Raw genomic sequence first — 24,028 nt, 5'->3', positions numbered from 1 at the left:
ACGCTCGCCATTAAACACTCTCTGGCCCACTTAGAGCCGTCTTAAGCCTGTAGATTAACCTCCGTAAGGAGCAGATCTGCAGGCTTTTTCTGTTGTACCCCATGTCCTATCCGGGATGCATAAGGAAAGTAAACAAGGGGGTTGTGGCTTAAGTGGTAGCTCTTCAGGAAAAAACGTTTATAGTCGTTTCATCCGATCACCGCACACATGACCTGTTATACAATGAATAATGATTGTCTGTGCGTCCATTTATTTTTTTCATGGAGGAGTGAGGCATTTATGGCGCATGCAAGTGACGTGTTAAGAAATCAGCTGCTCGCGGGTGCGAATGATCCGAGCTGGTATATTCCCTTCCAGCAGTCCACCCGGGATCTGACGGAGGACGAGGCGTTCTGGACGCCGGCGAACGACAGCCACAGCATTGCAGAGATCGTTCAGCATCTGCTCTATTGGAATGAAACGTGGCAGACCCGGTACAGGGAAGGACGTATGGATGCGGTGCCTGCAATTGAAGACAATGATCTCAGCTTTCTCCTTCCGGATCATGTGACGTTTGCCGAGCTAAGGGAACGACTGCTGGAGGTTTTACTGGGATGGCAGCCGCTGCTGTCCGAGTCTGCAGATACCCTGGAGAAGGATGTTAGCGGTTTTCCGGAGCCGGCCAAGTGGTGGGAGATCATCAGCAACGCTGCAACACATAATGCTTATCATATCGGCCAGATTGTTTACATCCGCAAGCTGCAGAAGAGCTGCAGGGCGCTGGATTGGTAATGTTAGAGGAGGGGTGTTCTCAGCACTGCACATGCGGATTGTACTTCCGATCCCTCTTATCCCCGGGTTTCCTCTAATCCCATTTCGTTTGCTGAAGTCAGGGGATAAAGGGGAACGCTCCGCTTCTAATGATTCTTAACTTGAAAAAATGAACCTTCAAGCGAAAATAAAGCCAGCTTCGGGCTCAACCGAAACTGGCTTTCTATATGATTTAGCTAACCTTCTTCATTCTATTAACTTGAACAAACCCAGACGCTCGAAGAACCCTCAAACTTGCTTGTATATTGTTCCCCTACTTAAAGCGCCTCTTTAATGACTCGCTTGTAGAACATCACGGACAGCAGGCCGAAGATGGAATACAGCGCCGTGTACAGCAGCATGACGATAACCATTGGAGTCCAAAGTTCGGTTCCAAAGAAGAACCAGCCCGATTTAACCGCAAAGTAGCTGTGCGACAATCCCACAATCAGCGGAATGCCGAAGTTAAAGAGCTGCTTGAACTGAATGCCCCGGAGCAGATTTCCCTGAGTGTACCCGAGCTTACGCAGAATCGTGTAGGTCGGCTTCTCTTCCTCGCCTTCATCCATCTGCTTAAAGTACAGGATACAACCGGAAGTAATAAGGAAGGTTAGGCCAAGGAAGCCAACGATAAACATGATTAGCCCCATGTTGATCTTCTGGTCCGTGATCATCCCGATTTGGGAGAAATTACCGGGATGTTCCCCAATCCCCAGATCCATGTATACTTGGTTCGCCTGATTGATGGCCGCTGGATCTACGATATCGATGCCATGGTAGACAGTCGTTCCCTTCTGGATCTTGGGATCGAGATCCTGCATTAACCGTTCAAATACGGTTTGGTCGACAATGGCGGTCGGCAGGCCGCCGTTGGAAAAATTAACCGAGATGTAGGAGTCCTTGTTCGTTCCGATCAGCTGTTGCGGAATGCTCTCCTTGCTTCCGCTAAGCTCAATCTGTCCTGTGGCCTGAATGGACATGAACTGCTGGATCGCATCGCTTGAACCCGTAAACAGCGTTTCTTCCGGGGATAGGTCCACGTCTTTAATTCCTTCATCACTGATGACCCCGATGATCATGGAGCCGGTCTGTCCCGTTTCTTCAAAGCTGGAACCGATAATCCTGGAGACGTCGACGTCCACCTGAATCACGTCCCGATCGGTCTGCTTGAATTCAATATCCGCCTCCGCAAGCGCATGCGTGAAGGCTGCAAGATCGTCCTGTACCGCGATGGCAAAATGATTCGGAACGCTTTGCTGCGCCGACTTCTCCGCCGAATAATACGAGATGTAGCTTAGCGACAGCAGCCCGATGGCGAGCGCTGAGACGGTTGTGATAATGGTGAGCAGCAGGGCGTTCGACTTCATCCGGAACATGATCGAGGAGAGCGAGAGCACCTCGTTCACCGACAGATACCCGCCCTTGCTCTTGCGGATCAGATTGAAAATAAAGCTGACCGATCCCTTGTAGAACAGGTAGGTTCCGATAATGACCGACCCAAGAATGAAGACCATCGCCATAAACAATTCATTCATGTTTGTGAAATCACCGCTGAACAGCTTGGTGGATACATAGTAACCGACCAGGATGAGCCCGACGCCGAGCAGCCCGAGAATCATCTCGCCAACCGACATTTTCCGGACGCGGTTCTCGGTGGTCGATACGACCCGGAAGAGCGACAGGATGCTCTGTCCCTTAATGAATGTGAAATTCATGACCATGATCAGAATGTAGATGGCGGCGAATACGATGGCCGTCTGGATCAAGGCTTGGCTGGAAAATCTAAGGGTGGCCTCGCTTTCGACGCCGGTCACCTTGAACAGAATCATCAGGATCAGCCGGGAAGCGGCGAAGCCGGCAAGAACGCCAATCACCATCGAGCCGAAATACAGGATCAGATTTTCCGCGCTCAGGATCCTGAAGATTTTTCCCTTGGTGAGCCCGATCAGCTGGAACAGCCCGATCTCCTTGCTTCGGCGTTTGATGAATATCGTATTGGCGTAGAGCAGGAAGATGGCGACAATTGCTACCAGCAGCACCGAGGCGGCCCCGAGTCCGGCGGCTCCTTTCACCGAGCCCTTCACTTCATCCATGGATGGATCGTACTGCAGCGTAACGAAGGAGAAGTACAAGCCGACACTGAAAATCAGCGCGAAAACGTACAGATAATAATTTTTAATATTTTTCTTCAAATTACGGTAGATCAGATAATTAATGTTCATGCTGCACACCGCCCAGCACGCCTTGGGTTTTGATAATATCGTTGAAGAACGCTTGTCTCGACTGCTCGCCCTTGTTCAGCTGCGTATAGATTTGACCGTCTTTGATAAAGACGACCCGGCTGCAGTAGCTGGCTGCGCCTGGATCATGGGTCACCATGATGATCGTCGAGTGGATCTTCTGGTTCAAATCGCTCAGCTTGTTGAGCAGGTCCGAGGCCGATTTGGAATCCAGCGCCCCGGTCGGTTCATCGGCGAATATAATGCTCGGATCATGGATGAACGCCCGCGCCGCCGAGGTCCGCTGCTTCTGACCGCCGGAAATTTGGTTCGGATATTTATCCTTGAGGTCATAGATTCCAAGCTCTGTCGCAATGCGCTGGAATTTCTGATCGGCCTCCTTCTTGGATACTTTCTTGATGGACAGCGGGAGCAGGACATTTTCCTTGACGGTCAGGGTGTCGAGCAGATTGTAATCCTGGAAAATAAAGCCCAAGTGGTGTTTCCGGAACTCTGCAAGCTCCTTCTCCTTCATGCCGGTGAATTCCTTGCCCTCGATTTTGATGCTGCCGAGGCTGACTTTATCGATAGAGGACAGTACGTTGAGCAGCGTGGTTTTCCCGGAACCGGAGGCGCCCATGATGCTGACGAATTCTCCTTTGTCCACGTTGATGTCGATGCCCTTCAGAACTTCCTGTTTATTGAATTTGTTGCCGTAGCTTTTATGGATTTGATGTGCTTCAAGAATGGCCACGTTTTTCTTCACTCCTTTGTCGTATGGATACCGGGGGGCTTTAGAGCTCAGCGCTAGAGAAAGCCCAGCCGGGTCTCCCCTGGAAAATAACCTGGCCGATGCGCCCTGAGCATTCATCACACCGATCGGCCGCCGGTTATTTCCTTGTTGTCCTTATCATAAAGGAGGAGGCAGGGCTTTTCCTTCGATTCGGCGAACAAAGCGCAAAAGCATGTGACATTGTTGTCACATGCCGGTAATATGGACGATCTCATTCTTCTTCGGGAAGGTGAGCGTGAAGATAGTCCCTTCTCCGGGCGTGGATACGACGTGGATGCGGATGAAGAGAGCATCCGCTACCTTTTGCGTCAAATACAAGCCCATGCCCGTTGCCGCGCTGTCATGGTGCTGGGTCGTAGAGGTGAAGCCCTTGTCGAAAATGCGGGGCAAATCCTTCGGATCGATGCCGCGGCCGAAATCCTGAATGGTCAGCTGTGCATGGCCATCGACCAGGACGCTTTCAATGATAATGTCCGAAGCTTCGCTGTATTTGACGGCATTGGTCAGCAGCTGCCGGATCATGAAGCCAAGCCACTTGGCATCGGTCAGCACTTCCGTAACCTTCAGGGAGACATCAAAGCCGATGCCCTTTTGGAGGCACCAGGATTTGAGCGCCCGGATTTCATTGTGGATGATCGGCTCCAAAAGCGCGGTTTCGATAAACAGATCGTTCTCGATGAACGGGATGCGCTTCTGATGCAGCTGTTGATCCAGCAGCAGGTGGATGCGGAGCCATTCGTACATGAGCCGGGACTTAAGCGTTTCATCCTCCATGCGTTCAATGATTAATTGCATCGTGGTCAGCGGAGTCTTCACCTCGTGAATCCAGGACATGATTTCGTCCTTCTCCTGCTCCATCTCCATGCGGCGCATGGAGGATTCACGCTTGAAGCGTTCAGTCTGCAGCGTGAGCATCTCCATAGCGAGCGTTTCGAACGGAAGCTCCGGATGATCGATTGCGGCCAAGTCATAAGTGTCGTCCCACGCCTTCAGGCTCTTGTAGACCCTCGTCTCCCGGTTGTAGCGAACGGCCAGAAACACGATGAACACCAGCGTGGACAGAAAGGCGATGTATAGGATCGGCTGGAAGGGAATGGCGTTGTCGATCGCGGCTACGAACAGGAGCAGCACCTGCAGGCACACAAACAGCAGAATCCAGCTCAGCCGTTCTCTCAAATAGGCACGGATCATGAATGAACCTCTTCCGTTGCCATATAGCCTTGCCCGACCTTGGTTTCAATATAGGTGTCAAGCCCAAGCGGCTCCAGCTTTTTGCGCAGCCGGTTCACGTTCACCGTCAAGGTGTTGTCGCTGACGAAATGCTCGTTGTCCCATAGGCTCTTGATCAGATCTTCCCGGCTGATGATCTGATTTTTGCGCTCAATCAGCATTTTCAAGATGAACATCTCGTTCTTCGTTAATTCCACGGCCCCTGAAGGGCTCGTAACCATATTCTTCACATATTCGACCGTAGCTCCGCGCCAGGTTCTCAGCTCCGTGCGTTCGGTGTTGTAGTTGTACACACGGCGGAGCGTAGCTTGAATTTTGGCGATAAGCACTTCGAAGTGGAACGGCTTCTGGATGAAGTCATCGGCTCCAAGCTGCATGGACATGACCATATCGGTCGGATGGTCGCGCGAGGACAGAAAAATAATCGGCACGTTCGAATGGGAACGAATCATGCGGCACCAGTGAAAGCCGTCATATTTCGGAAGCTGAATATCGATGATCACCAGATCCGGCTGCACGGCCGTAAATTCCTGAAGCACGCTCCCGAAATCATGGATTCCGTATACGTCGTACGACCACTGGGTCAGACGTTCCTTGACTTCATGGAACAGGGTCGCATCGTCTTCGATCAGCATAATTTTGAACAAAGGAGTCACCACACTTTATGTATTCGGCTTGTTTCTTTCAGTGTATATCAAAAAGGCGTGTTGTGCTATTGACGAAGGTGCTCAGGAACAGTAGATCGGCCTTGGCTGACTGCTTCCTAAATGGCTAAGCCCGTTTGTGTGAGGAGTAAGATGACTTTGGGGTTGCCGAATTAGGCGCTGCCTAATAAAATTAGGTAATACCTAATATTTTGTGAATGTTGGATGGGGAGGTGGAGCATTTGCTTGAATGGATGCTGCGAAGCGTTATGGCCCAGCGCGGAATCTGGTCGGGCGCAGCTTTGGCGAGACTGCTGCAAGAGAAGGCGGACTACCGTCTTTCAGCGGCTTCCATCAGTGCCTTGCTGTCGGTCCGGCCCAAGCAGATGAAGGTGGAGACATTGGATGCCCTGTGCACGGCACTGGAATGTACGCCGAGCGACTTATGGGTCCATACACCAACACCTTCAAAGATAAAGGAGGCGTAACACCATGGCGGTAAAACCGATTGTGCCATTTGGCGATCCCATTCTGCGCAAGACGGCGAGGCCCGTTGAAGCGGTGAATGAAAGAACACTGAAAATTTTGGATGATCTCGTGGAGACGCTGTATGATGAGGAAGGCCGCGCTGGTCTTGCCGCGCCCCAGATCGGGATTTTGCGCCGATTGCTGGTCATGGATTGCGGCGAAGGGCTGATCGAGCTCATCAACCCTGAAATCGTGGAGATGGACGGGGAGCAGACAGGGCCCGAGGCGTGCCTGTCCTATCCGGGCTACTACGGATATGTGAAGCGGGCGGACCACGTGAAGGTGAAGACGCTCAATCGGCAGGGCGAGACGGTCATTTTGGAAGGAGAGGGCTATCTGGCCCGGTGCATGCAGCATGAGATTGACCATTTGAACGGAATCCTGTTTGTCGATCACGTTCAAGACGGCTGGCTGTATCATGAGGAGACGAACCGCAGAATCGAGCTGCTGCCCGTGATCAGGCTGACCAATTCGGGGGTTGTATAAATAGAATAAGAATGTGTCAAGGCAATGGATTCAAGATGACTCCTGTACCGGTAATGGGCAGGAGTCATCTATTTTTTGTTTAACGATATAATTGGTTTCGGTGTTCATGTTGACGGCAGATCGCATCCGTGCTACAATTATCTTAAATTAAAGATATATGAATTAGAAATAATAAATCGTTGTCGTGTTGTACACACTGCCTAACATATGAGATGGAGGAATAGAAACCATGAATGGATTAAAAGGAATACATCATGTCACAGCCATAACCAGCAGCGCCGAGAAGAACTATGAGTTCTTCACATATGTCCTGGGGATGCGCCTTGTGAAGAAGACGGTCAATCAGGATGATTATCCAGACATACCACCTGTTCTTTGCCGATGATACGGGAAGCCCGGGAACGGATATGACGTTCTTCGATTTTCCCGGCATCCGGAAGGGCACGCACGGAACCGATGAGATCTACAGAACCTCGTTCCGCGTGCCGAGCGATGCGGCGCTGGAATACTGGGTGAAGCGGTTTGACCGGATGAAGGTGAAGCACCAAGGCATTCAAGAGCTTTTCGGCAAAAAAAGACTCTCCTTCGTCGACTTCGACGATCAGCAGTATCAGCTTGTGTCCGATGAATTGAACGAAGGCATCGCCTCCGGCACGCCTTGGCAGAAGGGCCCGATTCCGCTGGAATATGCCATAACCGGACTTGGACCGATCTTCGTCAGGGTCTCGAATTTCGAATACTTCAAGGAAATGATGGAGAAGGTTCTGGAATTCAAGGAGATTGCGAAGGAAGGCTCGCTTCATCTGTTCGAAGTTGGCGAAGGCGGCAATGGCGCCCAAGTGATTGTCGAGTATAACGCCGTACTTCCACGTGCACAACAGGGGTTCGGTACGGTCCACCATGCGGCCTTCCGGGTCGAGGACCGGTCGGTCCTGGAGCATTGGATTCAACGGCTGGATCAATTCCAGTTCCATACCTCCGGCTTCGTCGACCGCTACTTCTTCCAATCGCTCTATGCCCGCGTCGCTCCGCAAATTCTGTTCGAATTTGCCACGGACGGCCCAGGCTTCATGGACGACGAGCCGTATGAGACACTGGGCGAGAAGCTGTCGCTGCCGCCGTTCCTTGAACCGCAGCGGGAGCAGATCGAGCAGCTGGTGCGGCCGATTGATACGGTTCGCAGCACGAAGGAACTCGTGAAGGAATAACAGAGTGAATGTTGCAGCAGCGAAAAGCCGCCTTCGGCTCGTCTAACGAGTCAGGGCGGCTTCTTTTTCGTTCAAGTGATGTCATTTGCTTGGGAGAAGCTCCAGCGGTCCGGCCCCAAAGGGATGGTCGACAAGGTAAAGCCAGTGACCTTCCGGCTGCTGCCTGACGATTTCCGAGGTATGGCCTTGCAGCAGCAAGGGCTCTCGGTCCGGTCCTGTCGAATGCAATGTGAAGTGCGCACGCAAAAGCGCCATATTTTCAAAGGGGATACAGTACACATTGGTTGAGGTCATGGTGCCTCTAAGCTGAAGCAGCTCCTTGAGGCTCGCACGGAAGGACTCGAGACCGATCTCCAAGGCTCCGCTTGGGTGCACGTGAATGCTCCCGGGCTCATACAGCGCAAGCAGCCGTTTAAGCTCTCCTGAATTATAGGCGTCGGCAAAAGCCGCATTCATCTCTTCCGGCCGAAGGACAGGCTTGTCTGGAAACGGTGATTTCATTGGATCTCCTCTTTCGTTATGATGGTTATAGTCACAGCTTATCGAAATAAGAGCTGCGCAGGAAGTACGCAGTAATTCATAACATAGTCATCTAAAAATGACAGAGAAGGTTGTCGAGCACCATGCCTTATGAAGACGAGGTTTACGGCTGTCCCGCCGATGTCGGCCTGCAGATGATCAGCGGAAAGTGGAAGCCCCGCATTTTATATGAGCTGTTTCAAGGAACACGGAGATTCGGCGAGCTGCAAAGGGCGATCCCGGATGTATCGCGGCATGTACTCACGGTCCATCTGAGGGAGCTGGAGCATGGCGGCATCGTCAGCAGAAAAGTTTATGCCGGAGTTCCGCCGAAGGTGGAATACACGATCACGGAATACGGCCGAAGCTTTGAACCGGTCCTTGAAGCACTGGTTCACCTGGGTGAAGCATATATCGCATCGCGCAAGGACGAGCATGAATCTTAAACAAGGCTTCTTTTTTCCCATAGACCCTAGCCTGCACACCCGCCCCGCGGTTAAGTACATGAATTTCGGTTTAAATACAAATACTGTATAGGGATTGATGACTAAGCAGGTTGGGGTGAGCATTGTGAAACAGAATATATTGAAAAATGTCGTGTTCTCGGTTTCGGCTGTCATCATTGCGGTGCTCGCTGTTTTGGGGGCGGTCATGCCAGGCGCCTTTGGTGAAGTAGCGGGACATCTGTATAGGTTCACGACCACGAATTTCGGGTGGTTCTATCTGCTCTCGATTTTTGCTATCATCATCTTTCTGATATGGGTTGCCGCCAGCAAGTACGGGACGATTCGCCTGGGCGGCGAGAAGGAAAAGCCGGAATATCCGTTCTTCACCTGGATCGGCATGCTGTTCTCGGCCGGCTTCGGCGTCGGGCTTGTATTCTGGGGCGTGGCGGAGCCGATGAGCCATTTCTTCAAAACCCCCTTTGCAGGCGTAGAGGCCCAAGGCGTGGATGCGGCCCGTGTCGCAATGGGGTATTCCTTTTTCCACTGGGGGATCAGTCAATGGTCGGTATTTGCCCTCGTCGGGCTGGTGATTGCATTCCTGCAGTTCCGCAAGAGCAAGAATGGGCTTGTATCCACGGCCCTCGAACCGGTAACCGGCTCCAGGCCGGCGGTAAAGAATAGCATTGATATCTTGGCGGTCATTGCTACCGTGATGGGAATCGCGACCTCGATCGGGCTCGGGGTGCTGCAGATGAGCGGCGGATTGAATACCATTACGGGGATTCATAACGGTGTTGGCCTTCAGCTGGGGATTTTGGCGATTATTTTTGTCGCTTATATGATCTCTTCCACGACTGGCCTGGATAAGGGGATCAAGTACTTAAGTAATTTGAATCTGGCGATGGCGCTCATATTTTTGCTGTTTGTGTTTGTCACCGGGCCCTCGGTATTCATTCTGGAGACCTTCACCATGGCGCTGGGCGATTATATCTCGAATTTCGTGTCGTACAGCTTGCGGCTGCAGCCATACGCCGAAGGCTCGTGGGTACGGGAATGGACGATTTTTTATTGGGCTTGGGCGATTGCCTGGTCACCATATGTCGGTGCTTTCGTAGCCAGGGTGTCCAGAGGACGGACCGTGCGGGAGTTTATTGTCGGGGTTATGGTCGTTCCGCCGCTCATCGCCTGTCTGTGGATTGCCGTATTCGGCGGGACCGCGCTCTGGTATGACTTGCATGAGAATACCGGGATAGCCGCAGCCGTCAATGCGGATGTCACCTCGGCGCTGTTCCAGCTGTTTAATCAGCTGCCTTTCTCTTCCGTGATGAACGTGCTGGCGATCATTCTGATTCTGACGTTTCTGGTGACATCAGCAGATTCAGCGACGTATATTCTATCCAGTATGACGACCTTCGGCAGCCTGAACCCTTTCCTGATGGTCAAAATCGTGTGGGGTACGCTGATGGCCGGCATCGCGGGCGTGCTGCTGTATGCCGGGGGACTAGAGGCGCTTCAGACCGCCTCCCTGATCGCGGCGCTGCCGTTTACGGTGCTTCTGCTGCTGCTGATCGTCGCGGTGGTCAGGCTGATGGCCCATGAGCCGCTGCCTGTACGAAAGGCTGATCTCAAACGGTTCCGCCGTTTGGAGGAAGCGGCGAATAAGGGGAGAAAGTGACTCATGAATAAGCCGTTATGAATAAAGCCCTGAGGACACGTGAAATGTCTTCAGGGCTCTTTACAATTCAGGGGATGGGCTTAAATTAAAGCCTTTCCTATTAAGGTTTAGGCACGATTAACTTCGCTTTAACAGCAAGTAGACGAAATACGGTGCCCCGATAATGGCGACCATGATGCCGGCCGCAATGCCGTCGGGGTCCACGATGTTGCGCCCGATCGTGTCGGCCAGCAGCAGGAGCCAGCCTCCGATCAGGACCGCAATCGGAATGTACAGCTGATTGCGGGGGCCTACCAGCGCCTTGGCAATATGCGGGCCCATCAGACCGATGAACGTGATGCCGCCGGTCACGGATACGGCGGATCCCGCCAGGGCTACGGCGGCCAGGAGCAGGACGATCCGCTCCCGTTCAATGGACACGCCGACGCCGATGCCGACCGGATCGCTGAGTCCGAGCAGATTCATGCGCTGCGCTTTATACAGCGTGAACGGAACGAGGACGATCAGCCATGGCAGCAGCGCAAGAATGAACGGCCAGTCCGTGCCCCAAATGCCGCCGGCCAGCCATTTGGCGATAAAGTCGACCTTCTCTCGTTCAGCCGACGACGTCAGCACGATCATGACGCCGGAGAGTGCCATAGAGAAGCCGACACCGGTGAGCACCAGCTTGACGGGCTGAAGGCCTTCGCCTTTCCGGTAAGCGAACATGTAGATGAATGCCGCAGTCAGCACGGCTCCTATAAAGGCGGCGATGGGCAGCATGTAAATAAAGGAGCCGGCCTCGATCGGGAAGAACAGAAAGAACACGGCCACGCCGACGCCGGCTCCCGAGTTGATCCCGATGATGCCGGGATCCGCCAGGTCGTTGCGCGTGATGTTCTGCAGGATGGCGCCGGACAGCGCCAAGGCCATTCCGGCCAGCAGGGTAATCAACATGCGCGGCAGACGCACCGAGAAAATAATGAACTCTTCCTTGAAGCTTCCTTGTCCAAGCAGGGTCGGAATAATCCGGTCATAGCTGACCGAAGAATACCCTAGCCCTAAACCTACCAGGACGGTGCACACGGTTAGGATGAACAGGATAAGAAACGTAATTCGCTGCTTTTTCACTAATGATGGATGGATCATGCCATTCCTCGCCCTCCTTTACGCACGATAAACAGGAAGAAGGGCAGGCCCATGACTGCAATCAGCGCGGCTACCGGTGTCTCGTACGGGGCATTCAGCGTCCGGCCAACGGTATCGGCAAACAGCATGAACACCGCACCGGCCGTAGCCGACATCGGAATGACATGGCGATAATCGGTGCCGACGATCCCCCGGACGATATGGGGCACCATTAAGCCGAGGAAGGCCAGATTGCCCACCAGAGCTACGGATGTGCCGGCCAGCAGAATAATAACCACGAATAAAACGAATTTGATGACCGCGATATTTTGTCCGAGCCCGGTCGCCACCTCTTCGCTCAGGCTGAGGATGGTCAGCTGTCTCGACAAGAGGATCGCAATCAGGATTCCGATCAGAATGAACGGGAAGATCGTCTGAAGCTGGCCCCAAGACGTTCCGATGACGCCCCCTGCCGTCCACATGGAGATATCCTTGGATATTTTAAAATAGATGCCGATCCCTTCGGCGATGGCGTACAGAAAGGCCGAGACCGCGGAGCCTGCAAGCACCATCTGGAGCGGCGAGAAGCCGCCTTTGCGCATCGCGCCGATGCCGAACACCATGATGGTCCCCACGGCGGCCCCGATAAAGCAGGCCACCATAATGCCGAAATAATTGGCCGCGGGGATAAAGGCCATCGTGAATGCGAGCGCCGCATTGGCGCCGCTGGTGAGGCCCAAGAGGCCCGGATCCGCCAGCGGGTTGCGCGTAAGGCCCTGCATGATCGCGCCGGAGACCGCCAGCGCGGCTCCGACCAGGATGGCTGCAATCTCGCGGGGGAGACGGATATCTCTCAGGACGGACAATTTCTCGCCTTCGGCCTTGGTGGCCAAGGCGAGCCACACGTCCTTTATACTGGTCTCCGCCGCTCCGAATACCATCGCAATGACGAACATGGCCGCAAAGGCGATGAGACCGGCAACAAGCTTGACGGAGAAAGGGATGGATCGCTGAGTAGGCTTAGTCATGGAATCATCTTTCCTTAAGTTTGGATGATGGGCAGTTTACTTCTGGCCCAAGAAATGCTCGGTAATAAACTCAAGCTGGTATTCGAGCGTGGTCGCATCGTTGAAATAGATCCGGTTCCCGTCCGCTTCGAATACGCGGCCGTTCTTGACGGCAGGGATTTGCTTATACGTATCGGTTTGCTGGAAGGAGGTGTCCGCATCGTTGAACTTACTGAGAATGATATAGTCGCCGGCAAATTCCGGCAGCACCTCGGTTGAAATGGCGTAGTAGCCTTCCTTCAGCGCGGTTTCCTTTACTTTCTCAGGCATCTTCAGCTTCATGGCCTGATACAAAATCTCAGTCCCGCGGCCCCAGTTGTTTCCGTATACATAGAGCTGCTTCTCGAAGCTTTCGATTACGGATACGGTCGCGTCCTCACCGATCTTGGCGCGAATTTCTTCACCGGCCTTCTCCGCACGCTGTTTAAAATCGTCGATCCAGGCTTGAGCTTCCTTCTCTTTATTCACAAGCTTGCCGATTTCAAGATGCTGGGTAAGGTAATCGACTTTGCCGTACGTGAACGTAACGGTAGGAGCGATTTCTTTCAATTTTTCGACGTTCTTGATTGTCGATAGTCCGATAATGAGATCCGGGTTCAGTTCAATGATCTTCTCCAGATTCTCATCGGATACCTCTTCGGCATCCTTAAGCTTGTCGGCAAACGCGGGATTTAACTTGGACCAGGAATCGACGCCGACCATATTGACGCCAAGATGGATCAGGTCCCCGGCAAAGGTGGAAAGTACGATAACACGCTGCGGATTAGCGGGTACCTCGACCGGCCCGTTCTCGGACTGGTATGTAATCGTGCCGGAGGCGCTGTCTTTGTCGTTGGTTGCTGGAGTTTCCGGCGCAGCGGTCCCACTTCCGTTGCTTCCGGTATCCTTCGGCTGGCTGCTGCAAGCGCTAAGAATGAACAGCAGCGCGATAAACGGGATGATCAGCTTCCTCAAGTTCAGGTTTTGCTTCCAATTGGGGTTCATGTTCTTGCTCTCCTCTTAATAGATTGTATGTGATGCATAACGGTTTGCCGGTGCGGGGGTCGCGTCCGATCTCCGCATCAATGTTAAATACCTTCTTCAGCACCTCGCGCGAGATGACGTTCTCGGGATCACCGGCCTGAATAACGCTTCCGTCTTTCATAGCGATGATGTAATCGGCGAATCTGGCCGCTTGGTTCAGATCATGGAGCACCATCACGATGGTGCGCTCTTGCATGACGTTCAGCTGCTCAAGCAGCTCCAGAATCTCAAGCTGGTGAGCCATATCCAGGTAGGTGGTCGGTTCGTCGAGGAAGATCATCTCGGTCTCTTGAGCGAGTGCCATCGCGATCCATACCCGCTGCCGCTGGCCGCCGGACAAGGCATCCACGGAACGATATTTATAATCCTGGGTTCCGGTGACGGAAAGCGCCCAGTCAATAACCTCCATATCCTGCTTCGTTAAACGTCCGAACCCTCGCTGATGGGGATAGCGTCCATAGGACACCAGCTCACCTACCGTCAATCCGCCCGGACCCTCCGGTGTTTGGGGGAGAATGGCCAGCTTCTTGGCCAGCTCCTTCGTATTGATGCGCGCGATTTCCTGACCATCGATAATGGCGGCCCCGGATTGATACGGGATAATGCGCGTCATTGCCTTCAGCAGCGTGGATTTGCCGCAGCCGTTCGGACCGATGATCGTTGTGATTTTTTTATCGGGAATATCGACGTTCAGCCGGTCTAATATGACGTTCTCACCGTAACCGACAGTTAATCGATCTGTGCAAAGACGAATCATATAGGTTCACCTCCTGGGGAAAGTTCGCTTTTTAAACGATAATGATTCTCAATATCAGCCATAATATAATATGGGGACCTCTCTTTGTCAATAAGTATCTTCATGGAATATTTAAATAATTTTCATGCACACAACACTATTGTTCAATATATAGCTAAAATCCGAATAGGATTACTATATATAGATAAAATCATAAAAAAACGAAAAAAATAAAATCCGCGATTGTAAAATAAATGAAGGCAACGTATACTAAATGATAATGATAATCATTTACGTCCAAGTATAGGTTATGGACATAACCTTTTACCGATATATCCCGGAGGTGTAATTCGTGGCAGGGAACGAAATTTTTGATGTGACGGTTATTGGCGGCGGGCCGGCTGGCTTATATTCGGCTTTCTACAGCGGGCTTCGCGGAATGAAGACCAAGATTATTGAATACCAGCCGGTGCTGGGCGGGAAGGTTCACGTCTATCCGGAAAAAATGATATGGGATGTCGGAGGCCAGACTCCGATTACCGGCGCCAAGCTCATCGAGCAGATGGTTCAGCAGGGCCTGACCTTCAGTCCGGAAGTGCTGCTGAATGAGAAGGTGGAATCCATTTCCCGTAACGAGGAAGGGATCTTCGAATTACATACCGCGAACTCCGGCACCCACCTCTCGAGAACGGTCATCGTTGCCGTTGGCGGGGGCATTCTCAATCCGCAGAAGCTGCAGATTGAAGGAGCCGAACGGTTCGAGGTGTCGAACCTCAACTATACCGTCAAATCGCTGCAGCATTTCAAGGATAAGACCGTGATTATATCCGGCGGCGGCAACTCCGCCATCGACTGGGCGAATGAACTCGAGCCGGTCGCGAAGAAGGTATACTTGGCTTACCGGAAAGAAGAGCTGAGCGGCCACGAGGCCCAGGTCGAGCAGCTGCTGAACAGCTCGGCCAGCTGCTTTTTCCATACGCAGATTACGAAGCTGATCGCTTCGGAGAACCACGAAACAATCGAGCGGGTGGAACTCACGAACAGCAAGACCGGCGAGGTAAATGTCATTGAGGTCGACGAAGTCATTATCAACCACGGCTATGAACGCGACATTTCCCTGCTTGAGAACAGCGGGCTTGGGATCGAACGCGTGGACGATTATTACATTGCCGGGAACGGACACTGCCAATCCTCCGTGCCCGGACTGTATGCCGCAGGGGATATTCTGCATTACGACGGAAAGCTGCATCTGATTGCCGGCGCGTTCCAGGATGCGGCCAATGCGGTCAACAGCGCCAAGCGCTTTATCGAGCCGGAGGCGCACCGCAGCGCGATGGTATCGTCGCACAACGAGGTGTTCAAGGAGCGCAACCGCGAGCTCGTGAAGCAGATGATTAAATAGTTTCCCCTGAAAAAGTCAGGGTGTTTTGAGCATAATTAAAAGGAATTCAGCACCTCAAAATGGAAATTGTTATTGACGAGATAACAAAGTTCCACACCCCGAGGGAAGAATTCCTTTGCTATAGGAGTTCAACAGAAGCCCTCGGGAATCCTTCCAAGAGGTGAAGAAAATGTTGAAACTTCGAGACGAGCAATTGACCATCTGGGATGCCATTCTCCCGGAATCTGTTAGAAAGTTGCCGGTCGAGCTTGCAATCATAGATCAATTACTGGACGACGACCGTTTTCTTCAACCGTTTACTGAGTTGCACCCGAAAGGCAAGAAAAGCGGCCGTCCTACGCTTGCAATTGAAAAGTACATCCGTCTTATGGTCCTGAAGCATAAATACAATTTGGGCTACGAGTCACTCGTGAAGGAAGTCGGTGACAGCATCACATGGCGAATGTTCTGCCGGTTTGCCATCGACGAACCGATGCCCGACCCGTCTACGCTCATCTATGCCCGCAAACGCTACGGCGACAAGATCGTCGAAGACATCAATGCCGCACTCGTAAAGCAGTGTGAGGAAAAAGCCGTTCTGAAAACCCGCAAATTGCGCACGGATACGACGGTTGTGGAATCCGACATCCATCACCCGACAGACGCTACGCTGTTGCAAGATGGCGTAAAAGTCATCACTCGAACGATTCAGAAAATCCGGAAAGTCGCCTCCCACACTGTTCAAGGCTTTGAAGATCGTACGGCAGAAATCAAGGAAAAGATTCTGTCCATCGCGAAAGTTCTACGTCGCCGCACCCGTGAATCTTGGGAAGAAGTTGACCGGATCACTGGGAGCGTAATCGAAGTAGCCGAGAACGTTGTGAACAAGGCGCAAGCCGTTATCGAGAAACTGCAAGACAAGGGCAAAGCTGCTCTTCGACAAAGTAAAACCAAACTGACCGAGGCGGTCACGCTAACCGGCAAGTTGTTGGAACAAGCCAAACAGGTCGTTTCCGGCAATCGAATCATCGCAGATCGGATCGTCAGTTTCTTTGACCCGGAAGCAAGACCGATTAAGAAAGGTAAGCTGGCCAAAGGAACTGAGTTCGGCTACAAGGTGCGAATCGACGAGACGGAAAGCGGCTTTGTGACCGGCTACGCTGTCTACGAGGGGAACCCCTCGGATGATGAACTGCTCGTTCCCGCTGTACAGGCGCATATCAAGCAATTCGGCAAAGCGCCGCAAGCTGTAGCGACCGACCGCGGTTTCTCAAGCAAGAAGAACGAAACGGCCATTACCGAACTTGGTGTGAAGCGAGCTAGCTTGCCGCGAAAGGGCAAAAAAGGCATTGCCCGATCCGAGTACGAAAACGAATTATGGTTCAAAGACTTGCAGCGTTACCGTGCAGCTGGAGAAGCGAAGATTAGTCTTCTCAAGCGGAAGTACGGTTTGAACCGCAGCAGGTATCGGGGCTTTGTCGGCTCAAAATGCTGGGTCGGCTTCGGGATTCTGACCCACAACCTGCAAAGAGCGGCAAAAATGCTCCAAAACGAACATGGAAACCGATCATTAGGGAAAGTTCCCCCTCACAACCCAGCCAGCAACCCGAAACTATTTTTGAAAATCGACTTTTTCAGGAGCAACTAAATAGCCGGCGGCTGTTTCGATATAGTGATAGATGCATGTTGTAGACGATTGGACGACGCACCATGCAGTTCTTCGCAGCTGCCTGTCCCAGTCGCATATTATGGCGATCGCTGAGCATGGATTTCGTAACCCGCGTGAAGCGCTTATAATATCGCGGGCCGAGAGCGGCACATGTATCATAGAAGAGAGAGGGATCCAGTGGATGGATCCCTCTTCGTTATGCCTTGCTCACGATGCCGGATGTGATAAGCGGTCCGTAATTGATCAGCTGCGTCATCAGTGCGCCCATCTCTTCTGCGGACAGATTCATCCCCGACTCGATCCAGTGGATGACGAGCCCGATGTTGGCCGAGGCCATGTAGGCAATCAGATAATCGTTTGGGATCCGACTATCCTTGGCTGCCATCCGAAAGGCCTGCTTGTCATACATATTCTCGGTCATGAATTGTCGGAAGTCACGGACGAAGGATATGTCTCCATTAGGCCCGACAATGGCCCTAAGAAAGTCTCGATGCTTGATGAGGACCTCGAAAATTTGGACGGATTCCGGATAGGGCTCTCCCTTCTCGGCATAATTTCTTGTGTCTCTGGGGTCGATGCAGAGGACGATTTGACGAATTTCCGCCATCACTTCTTCCTTCAACTTCTCCAGCATATCCGGCACGTCTCTGTAATGAAGATAGAACGTCCCCCGGTTAATATCCGCGCGGTTCGTTATATCCGTTACGGTGATGGCGTTGACGGACTTTTCCTGCATAAGCTCAAACAGCGTTTTACGCAGCAGCTGATTCGTTCGAAGCTGCCTGCGGTCCGTTTTTCTAGGCAAAGCGTGTTCCCCCCTAACCGATGTTTTTATCCATTTAATGAACACCTATCTTGTTCATGTTGAGTAATGCACACTCGGAATAAAGCTGATGATTGAACTGCATTCTTTCCTCATTATAATTAACGTTGTGATCATTAATCAACAGTTTGTTCATTATAATGAGGAGTGGTGGATATGGTGTTCTTAAGGCAAAAAATGCTGTGGGTTGGCGCCTTGGTTGTCCTTCTGGTGTTGACGGTCTTCGGCGTCGCCATGATGGGCTCGATCGTAGGCGCAAAGCCGAAAGCTCTGCCCGTGGCGCTGGTCGTATTGGATCAGCCTGCAGCGCTTCCGAACGGGGAGACGCTTGCTGTTGGGGAGAAGATGAAGGAAATGCTGGAGCAGAACACGCAGCTGCCCATTCGATGGGAGGTCGTAGCTTCGGAGGCGGAAGCTAGAGAAGGGATGGATGCGCAGAAATATTACGGGGCGTTGGTGCTTCCGGAGAATCTCAGCACAGGCATGCTGACCCTTCAATCTCCGGCTCCCAAACCGGCTGTCATTCACATCCTGGTGAATGAGGGCATGAATGCCCAAGCGTCCGCCGTGGTCAAGCAAATACTTGGACAGGTGCTGAAGATGGCGGGCGCGGAGCTTTCCAAACAAACGCTGGACATGATCGGCTCACGGACGGAGGTGCTGCCGGTGGCAACGGCTAAGGCGCTGCTAACCCCATTTGAGGTTCAAGAGGAGATTGTCCACCCGGTCGGAGCTAATCACGCAAGCGGCAATGCGCCTGGGCTGCTGACGCAAATTCTATGGATCGGATGCCTGATCATTAGCTTGTCCTTATTCCAGGCGCTGCAGAAAACGACGGCTAATGGGAGCAGCAGGGGGATTGCCATCATGCTGCAGGGGGCTTCCGGCCTGCTGCTGGTTGGTCTGGCCTCCGGTTTCCTCGTGTGGATGGCCTCCTCCTGGTATGGCATGGAGCTTGCGAACGGGAGCGGCGTGTGGCTGATGCTGTGGCTGGCTGGATCTGCCTTTTTCCTCCTGCAGTCCACTCTGCTTAACTGGCTGGGACTTCCGGCTATGGGGATCTTGGTGCTCCTGATGTTCTTCTCGATGCCGCTTCTCAATATGGCGCCGGAGTTTCTGCCGCAGGCCACGCAGGATTGGTTGTATTCGTGGACACCGCTTCGCTTTGCAGCTTCGGCGCTCCGGGAAGTCATGTATTTTGACGGGTCCGCATCCGAAACGGCGAATCGTACGGTACTATGGGCCATCGCCGGCGGTTTCTTGGTATTGCTCTTAACTTCGATGGTGAAGAAGGGAAAACGCTCGGATAAAGGAAAGTCGGTTGCGGCATCGTAACATAAGTGGATGAGCGCCCGAAATAGCACATGGAAAAGGAAACTGTACGATGGATTACTGGATTACGGAGTGGGCCTTCATAAGAGGTTATTGACGGTGGATAAGGCACGATGTAATGGATGAATGGTGCAGGGCGCCCCTTGATCTCAATCCTAATAGCAGGATGCAGATACCAAGGGGACGCCCTGCGGTGCTTTCAGAACGTGACGAATCCCATCGCTTTCTTGGCGGCAAGCAGTGTTGTGCCTGCGGTTTCGGAAGCACGCTTCGCTCCGTCCATCAAAATGCGATCAAGCTCGGAGGAATTCACGATTTGATGGAACTTCTCCTGGATCGGTTGAAGTTTCTCGATGACCACTTCGGCCAATTCTTTCTTGAACGTACCGTATCCTTGGCCCTCATACCGTTTCTCGATGAAGGGGATTTCCTCCTCGGAGAATACGGAATAAATCTCGATCAGATTGCTGACCGCCGGCTTATTCTCCCAGTCGTACCGGACCTGTCCGTCCGAGTCGGTAACGGCCTTGGAGAATTTCTTGCGGATATCTTCTGGCGTATCCATCATGTGGATGCAGCTATTTCTATTCGGATTGCTCTTGCTCATTTTCTTGGACGGATCGTCAAGGCCCATGACGCGGGAGCCAATATCCTGAATGATCGGCTCGGGCATCGTAAACGTGCGGCCATACCGGTTATTGAACCGCTCGGCCACATCGCGGGTCAACTCCAGATGCTGCTTCTGATCGTCACCGACCGGCACATGCGTTGCCTGATAGAGCAGCACATCGGCAGCCATCAGGACCGGATACGTGAACAGGGCAGAGCTAACCGTATCCTGCCCGGCGGATTTCTCCTTGAACTGGGTCATCCGCTTTAATTCGCCGAAATGCGCCTGCGTCTCCAGCAACCATCCCAGCTGGGCATGTTCAGGGACCTGCGATTGCAGAAAAATCGTCGCTTTATCGGGATCGATCCCCGATGCGATATACAGCGCGGCAATGTCCCGCGAGCGCTGATGCAGCTCCTTGGGATCCTGATAGACGGTCACTGCATGCAGATCCGGCACAAAGAAATAGGAGTCATACTCATGCTGCAGCTTCACATATTGACGGAGCGCGCCTCCATACCCGCCAATATTCAAATCCCCGCTTGGCTTGATGCCAGACAATAATCGTTTCATAACACACCTCCTGATCGTTTGCGAACAACACAAAAACACCTCATCCCTCTATGGGACGAAGTGTAACTCCGCGGTACCACCCGAATTCGACCGTACAGCCGCTCTTATCCATGACACGGGAGGAATGGGGAAGGGGGACAACGCCATGCTTCCTGTCATATCTCCCATGATAACGGAGGAGAGTCGTCAAGGCCTACTGCCCCGGCATTAGCCGAAGGTTGGGGTTGAAGCGAGAAGATCCATTCACTTATTCCGGGGTACCGGGCCTCGCACCATTCGCCGGTTCGCTTGGACCTCGAAAGATAAGCTACTATTTCTTCTCCTAGCCGTGTGGTATGTTGTTCTTGAAATCATCTGCGCAGCTCTTTTTCGAATGGAAGAGAGAACAAGATGATTTGATGAGTATCATCACACAGGTGTTAGGTTAATGTCAAGCGTACGGGGGTATTCATGTTTCGGAAGCGCCGTCGAAGGCGATGGAGAATTTCCGATCGATTATCCATCCGGTTCAGACGATAATTTCTTGAAGAGAGGTAACCTTTTGCACACAGATCGGCACTTAAGGGATAGAGACACCGGGAAAGGAGGTTTAGGTGAACGTGTTTCAGTGGATTGAGGAAGCCCGGCAGGGCAGTCCGGAGGCCCAGGAAAACCTGGTCCGGCATTTTACCGGCATGGCGCTGGCCGTGGCCTACGATAAATTGCAGGATCCCCATTCGGCGGAGGATGCCGTGCAGGAGGCGTTTACGGAGGCCTTTGCAAATCTGCATAAACTGCAGGATCCCCGGCGTTTTCCCGGATGGTTCAAAGTGATCGTTGAGCGGCAGTGCTACAGGGACATGCGCCGCAAGCAGTTGCAGACGTTACCGCTGCATGAGATGGAATTGCCGGCTGGCGACCAGCGGAGCCTGGAGACGGTTGTGGAAAAGAAAGAACTGATCGGCCGGCTGCATGCCACGATCGCGGATTTGCCGCCGGGCATGCGGATTGCGGTCCAGCTCTATTATTTTCAAGGCTACAGCCTGCAGGAGATTTCGCAATATTTGAATATATCCCTGGCGGCTTTGAAAAAGCGGCTCTTTGATGCCCGGCGGAAGCTGAAGAACACGCTTCATGTAGCCGACTTTGTATCGGTGTTCACCGATCTTTATGAGGGAGGCAGGCATATGCTGCATATTGTCAACGGAGATTCAGTGGGAGATAAGCTGAAGCAAGGGAACATTCAAGGAGATATCCTGGTGTGGAGAGAGCTTTATTCGTTTGGTCCGGTCTTTCCGAAGATGGACGAGCCGGATCATCGGAGAACGAGAGCTCACTATTTGGAGCAAACGCTCGGGATTCCGCAGAAGGAATATATCGAGACCTGCGAGTTGCAGGAGAGGAAGCTTCGGGATTTTCATAAATATGATGAAGTGGTGCTCTGGTTTGAGCATGACCTGTTTGATCAGACCATGCTAGCTTATTTGCTGCATTGGTTTAAGGGGCAGTCATTGGGAAAAACGAAGCTGAGCCTGCTGTGCATTGGGGCATATCCTGGCATCGAGCTTTTTCGCGGGCTGGGGCAGCTCAGCACGGAGCAGCTCGAGACTTTATCGGGCACATGGCACGCGATTGGAGAAGACGAGCTTACGCTCGGCAGCATGTTGTGGGAAGCCTATACCTCGGACCTGCCGGAGAAACATCAACACATGCTGGAGGTGGATTCCTCGGCGCTGCCATTTGCTAGGACTGCGTTTGAAGCGCATCTTGCACGGCTGCCCTCTGTGAGTAATGGACTTGGAATCATCGAACAGACGACGTTAGATGCTGTAGCGAATGGAGTCCATCAGCCTTATGAGTTATTCCGGAGGGTAGGTGACCAGCTCCATATGCTCGGCATGGGGGATCTGGAATTCTGGTATTACCTCGCGAGGATGACGGAAGGGCCGGACCCGCTGCTGGTTATTGATGGCACAGCACCGTTTCCGGACTTCAAGCAGGTCGCCCCGCGATTCCAAGACCGGATGCTGCAGGTGACAAATCTGGGCCGGGAGGTATTAGCCGGGAAGACCGTTGGTGCCTGCACCGGTACCATCGACAATTGGGTGGGAGGCCTGCATGTGCAAGATGCGGATCTGTCACTGCGCTGGGACCCGGAGCGAAAGTCGGTTGTGCGGATGGGCGGATCCGATGGAACAACGAATTGAGGGAAAGAGCTGCCTTGATTGAGCAGCATACTAACAGATCCAATTAACAGCAGAATATAGCATAAGGGCTATCCTTCTTGGCGTTACTGCCGAGCAAGGATAGCCCTTCTACACAGTTACAGATGAGAACCGCCGGTTGCGTCAACCATTTGTCCCGTTACCCAGCGCCCGTCGCTTGATGCAAGAAACGCCACGACATCCGCAATATCGGACGGCTGACCGATTCGGCCAAGCGCGGACATCTCCGCGGCATGCTGCTGTCCTTCCGGCGTGTGCAGCCAGGATGCATTCACGTCGGTGTCCACAATCCCTGGAAGCACCGCGTTCACCGTAATTCCGCGCGGGCCCAGCAGCTTGGCAAGATGCAAGGTAAACGTATTGATCGCGCCCTTTGTGATGTTGTAGGCCATAATATGCGGATAGGCGATCCGCGTCACGCCGGAGGAGATGTTGACGATGCGACCGCCGTCACGCAGGAGAGGCAGGGCCTGTTGAACCAGGAAGAACGGGGCCTTCACATTAACGGCAAGGAGCTCGTCAAGGCCCTCCTCGGTCGTCTCTTCGAAGGTGCTTGAGGTTCCGATGCCTGCGTTATTCACCAGAATATCGAAACGGGTGTCTCCCGTGATGCGAAGCAGCTCCTCTTCCAGTGAATGAATAAGCCCTTTGGCTCCGTCTACCGATTTCAGGTTGGCGCCTAAGGCGACAGCCCGCCCGCCCTGATCCCGTAAGGCCTGGACAACCTCCTCCGCTGCATCCCTGCGCGTTCCGTAATGAATAGCGACCAGTGCCCCTTCTTCCGCGAGCCGAAGCGCAATTCCTTTGCCGATTCCTCGGCTTCCGCCTGTAACCAATGCGATTTTATCTTCCAATCGTTTCATGAAAATCCCACTCCTCTTGTTTGATTTAAAGCTACTGTACACTCTCCTGTTAAGGGGAGAGTCAAGAGGGGGGGAGCATTTTTTGAGCTTTCATGAAAAACAA

20 protein-coding genes and 2 pseudogenes are annotated in these 24,028 nt (G+C 52.7%); 10 read left to right on the top strand and 12 right to left on the bottom strand.

Annotated features, from left to right (window positions below):
• Window positions 1–279 precede the first annotated feature (279 nt).
• A complete protein-coding gene (locus NST08_RS28465) occupies window positions 280–771 on the top strand; it encodes a DinB family protein (RefSeq protein ID WP_144867993.1) in 492 nt (163 codons plus the stop codon).
• 296 nt (window positions 772–1,067) lie between these two features.
• Here NST08_RS28465 and NST08_RS28460 read toward each other — a convergent pair whose 3' ends face one another.
• From NST08_RS28460 to NST08_RS28445, 4 genes are all read right to left on the bottom strand, one after another.
• Window positions 1,068–3,011 (bottom strand): FtsX-like permease family protein, encoded by a 1,944-nt coding sequence (locus NST08_RS28460; protein ID WP_007129019.1) that lies wholly within the window; start codon window positions 3,009–3,011, stop codon window positions 1,068–1,070.
• Window positions 3,001–3,762 carry an ABC transporter ATP-binding protein gene (locus tag NST08_RS28455; protein WP_007129018.1) on the bottom strand — a complete coding sequence of 254 codons (762 nt, stop codon included), beginning with the start codon at window positions 3,760–3,762 and terminating at the stop codon, window positions 3,001–3,003. The genes NST08_RS28460 and NST08_RS28455 overlap by 11 nt, the downstream gene beginning before the upstream one ends.
• A 225-nt stretch (window positions 3,763–3,987) precedes the next feature.
• Window positions 3,988–4,992, bottom strand: a complete 1,005-nt coding sequence (locus tag NST08_RS28450; protein ID WP_251535829.1) for a sensor histidine kinase — start codon at window positions 4,990–4,992, stop codon at window positions 3,988–3,990.
• Window positions 4,989–5,678, bottom strand: a complete 690-nt coding sequence (locus NST08_RS28445; protein WP_213616843.1) for a response regulator transcription factor — start codon at window positions 5,676–5,678, stop codon at window positions 4,989–4,991. Before NST08_RS28445 ends, NST08_RS28450 begins: the two co-directional genes overlap by 4 nt.
• 239 nt (window positions 5,679–5,917) lie before the next feature.
• Between NST08_RS28445 and NST08_RS28440 the strand changes: the two genes are divergently transcribed.
• The 3 genes and pseudogenes from NST08_RS28440 (at window position 5,918) to NST08_RS28430 (ending at window position 7,897) form a co-directional block, all read left to right on the top strand.
• A complete protein-coding gene (locus tag NST08_RS28440; RefSeq protein WP_213616845.1) occupies window positions 5,918–6,163 on the top strand; it encodes a helix-turn-helix domain-containing protein in 246 nt (81 codons plus the stop codon).
• A gap of 4 nt (window positions 6,164–6,167) precedes the next feature.
• A complete protein-coding gene (gene def / locus NST08_RS28435) occupies window positions 6,168–6,689 on the top strand; it encodes a peptide deformylase (protein ID WP_007129014.1) in 522 nt (173 codons plus the stop codon).
• Window positions 6,690–6,918: 229 nt separating this feature from the next.
• Window positions 6,919–7,897: pseudogene (locus tag NST08_RS28430) on the top strand (ring-cleaving dioxygenase).
• 81 nt (window positions 7,898–7,978) lie between these two features.
• Here NST08_RS28430 and NST08_RS28425 read toward each other — a convergent pair.
• A complete protein-coding gene (locus NST08_RS28425; RefSeq protein ID WP_251535828.1) occupies window positions 7,979–8,398 on the bottom strand; it encodes a YybH family protein in 420 nt (139 codons plus the stop codon).
• Window positions 8,399–8,520: 122 nt separating this feature from the next.
• Here NST08_RS28425 and NST08_RS28420 point away from each other — a divergent pair, with 122 nt between their 5' ends.
• Both NST08_RS28420 and NST08_RS28415 read left to right on the top strand, forming a co-directional pair.
• Window positions 8,521–8,862: a winged helix-turn-helix transcriptional regulator gene (locus NST08_RS28420; protein WP_251535827.1), complete on the top strand. Its 342-nt coding sequence runs from the start codon at window positions 8,521–8,523 to the stop codon at window positions 8,860–8,862.
• Between the two features lie 97 nt (window positions 8,863–8,959).
• Complete coding sequence (locus tag NST08_RS28415; RefSeq protein ID WP_285852490.1) at window positions 8,960–10,537, top strand: BCCT family transporter; 1,578 nt, start codon at window positions 8,960–8,962, stop codon at window positions 10,535–10,537.
• 117 nt (window positions 10,538–10,654) lie between these two features.
• Here the strand turns inward: NST08_RS28415 and NST08_RS28410 are convergent, their stop codons facing one another.
• The 4 genes from NST08_RS28410 to NST08_RS28395 are packed head-to-tail and all read right to left on the bottom strand — an operon-like array spanning window position 10,655 to window position 14,491.
• Window positions 10,655–11,665 (bottom strand): FecCD family ABC transporter permease, encoded by a 1,011-nt coding sequence (locus NST08_RS28410; RefSeq protein WP_007129009.1) that lies wholly within the window; start codon window positions 11,663–11,665, stop codon window positions 10,655–10,657.
• Entirely contained in the window at window positions 11,662–12,672 is a 1,011-nt protein-coding gene (locus tag NST08_RS28405; protein WP_210094074.1) for a FecCD family ABC transporter permease, read from the bottom strand. The genes NST08_RS28410 and NST08_RS28405 overlap by 4 nt, the downstream gene beginning before the upstream one ends.
• A 36-nt stretch (window positions 12,673–12,708) precedes the next feature.
• Window positions 12,709–13,665: an iron-hydroxamate ABC transporter substrate-binding protein gene (locus tag NST08_RS28400; RefSeq protein WP_251535909.1), complete on the bottom strand. Its 957-nt coding sequence runs from the start codon at window positions 13,663–13,665 to the stop codon at window positions 12,709–12,711.
• On the bottom strand, window positions 13,619–14,491 hold the full coding sequence (locus NST08_RS28395) for an ABC transporter ATP-binding protein (protein WP_007129006.1): 873 nt from the start codon (window positions 14,489–14,491) through the stop codon (window positions 13,619–13,621). Before NST08_RS28395 ends, NST08_RS28400 begins: the two co-directional genes overlap by 47 nt.
• Before the next feature lie 331 nt (window positions 14,492–14,822).
• Between NST08_RS28395 and NST08_RS28390 the strand changes: the two genes are divergently transcribed.
• Both NST08_RS28390 and NST08_RS28385 read left to right on the top strand, forming a co-directional pair.
• Complete coding sequence (locus NST08_RS28390; protein WP_007129005.1) at window positions 14,823–15,872, top strand: NAD(P)/FAD-dependent oxidoreductase; 1,050 nt, start codon at window positions 14,823–14,825, stop codon at window positions 15,870–15,872.
• Between the two features lie 169 nt (window positions 15,873–16,041).
• Window positions 16,042–17,397: pseudogene (locus NST08_RS28385) on the top strand (ISNCY family transposase); the annotation flags it as partial.
• A gap of 319 nt (window positions 17,398–17,716) precedes the next feature.
• On the opposite strand, the gene NST08_RS28380 reads toward NST08_RS28385, so the two are convergent.
• Window positions 17,717–18,325 (bottom strand): TetR/AcrR family transcriptional regulator, encoded by a 609-nt coding sequence (locus NST08_RS28380; RefSeq protein WP_341342579.1) that lies wholly within the window; start codon window positions 18,323–18,325, stop codon window positions 17,717–17,719.
• A gap of 174 nt (window positions 18,326–18,499) precedes the next feature.
• On the opposite strand from NST08_RS28380, the gene NST08_RS28375 reads away from it, so the two are divergent.
• Entirely contained in the window at window positions 18,500–19,678 is a 1,179-nt protein-coding gene (locus NST08_RS28375; RefSeq protein ID WP_341342578.1) for a YhgE/Pip domain-containing protein, read from the top strand.
• A 196-nt stretch (window positions 19,679–19,874) separates the two neighbouring features.
• Here the strand turns inward: NST08_RS28375 and trpS are convergent, their stop codons facing one another.
• A complete protein-coding gene (trpS, locus tag NST08_RS28370) occupies window positions 19,875–20,858 on the bottom strand; it encodes a tryptophan--tRNA ligase (protein ID WP_007129002.1) in 984 nt (327 codons plus the stop codon).
• Between the two features lie 599 nt (window positions 20,859–21,457).
• Between trpS and NST08_RS28365 the strand changes: the two genes are divergently transcribed.
• On the top strand, window positions 21,458–23,044 hold the full coding sequence (locus NST08_RS28365) for a sigma-70 family RNA polymerase sigma factor (protein ID WP_341342662.1): 1,587 nt from the start codon (window positions 21,458–21,460) through the stop codon (window positions 23,042–23,044).
• Window positions 23,045–23,160: 116 nt separating this feature from the next.
• Here the strand turns inward: NST08_RS28365 and NST08_RS28360 are convergent, their stop codons facing one another.
• The gene (locus NST08_RS28360; protein WP_144868015.1) at window positions 23,161–23,925 is read right to left on the bottom strand and encodes an SDR family oxidoreductase; all 765 of its coding nucleotides are present in this window, start codon (window positions 23,923–23,925) and stop codon (window positions 23,161–23,163) included.
• Window positions 23,926–24,028 lie beyond the last annotated feature (103 nt).

The organism is Paenibacillus sp. FSL K6-1566, assembly GCF_038050475.1.
Classification (GTDB): Bacteria; Bacillota; Bacilli; order Paenibacillales; family Paenibacillaceae; genus Paenibacillus_AQ; species Paenibacillus_AQ lactis.
The sequence above is the reverse complement of the archived record's forward strand: the minus strand, read 5'-3'. Positions and strand labels throughout refer to the sequence as shown.

Excerpts from the sequence above, each read along its gene's own strand:
- NST08_RS28465 (WP_144867993.1), top strand. The coding sequence starts at position 280 with ATGGCGCATGCAAGTGACGTGTTAAGAAATCAGCTGCTCGCGGGTGCG.
- NST08_RS28460 (WP_007129019.1), bottom strand. The coding sequence starts at position 3,011 with ATGAACATTAATTATCTGATCTACCGTAATTTGAAGAAAAATATTAAA.
- NST08_RS28450 (WP_251535829.1), bottom strand. The coding sequence starts at position 4,992 with ATGATCCGTGCCTATTTGAGAGAACGGCTGAGCTGGATTCTGCTGTTT.
- def (WP_007129014.1), top strand. The coding sequence starts at position 6,168 with ATGGCGGTAAAACCGATTGTGCCATTTGGCGATCCCATTCTGCGCAAG.
- NST08_RS28425 (WP_251535828.1), bottom strand. The coding sequence starts at position 8,398 with ATGAAATCACCGTTTCCAGACAAGCCTGTCCTTCGGCCGGAAGAGATG.
- NST08_RS28420 (WP_251535827.1), top strand. The coding sequence starts at position 8,521 with ATGCCTTATGAAGACGAGGTTTACGGCTGTCCCGCCGATGTCGGCCTG.
- NST08_RS28415 (WP_285852490.1), top strand. The coding sequence starts at position 8,960 with ATGACTAAGCAGGTTGGGGTGAGCATTGTGAAACAGAATATATTGAAA.
- NST08_RS28410 (WP_007129009.1), bottom strand. The coding sequence starts at position 11,665 with ATGATCCATCCATCATTAGTGAAAAAGCAGCGAATTACGTTTCTTATC.
- NST08_RS28405 (WP_210094074.1), bottom strand. The coding sequence starts at position 12,672 with ATGACTAAGCCTACTCAGCGATCCATCCCTTTCTCCGTCAAGCTTGTT.
- NST08_RS28395 (WP_007129006.1), bottom strand. The coding sequence starts at position 14,491 with ATGATTCGTCTTTGCACAGATCGATTAACTGTCGGTTACGGTGAGAAC.
- NST08_RS28375 (WP_341342578.1), top strand. The coding sequence starts at position 18,500 with ATGGTGTTCTTAAGGCAAAAAATGCTGTGGGTTGGCGCCTTGGTTGTC.
- trpS (WP_007129002.1), bottom strand. The coding sequence starts at position 20,858 with ATGAAACGATTATTGTCTGGCATCAAGCCAAGCGGGGATTTGAATATT.
- NST08_RS28360 (WP_144868015.1), bottom strand. The coding sequence starts at position 23,925 with ATGAAACGATTGGAAGATAAAATCGCATTGGTTACAGGCGGAAGCCGA.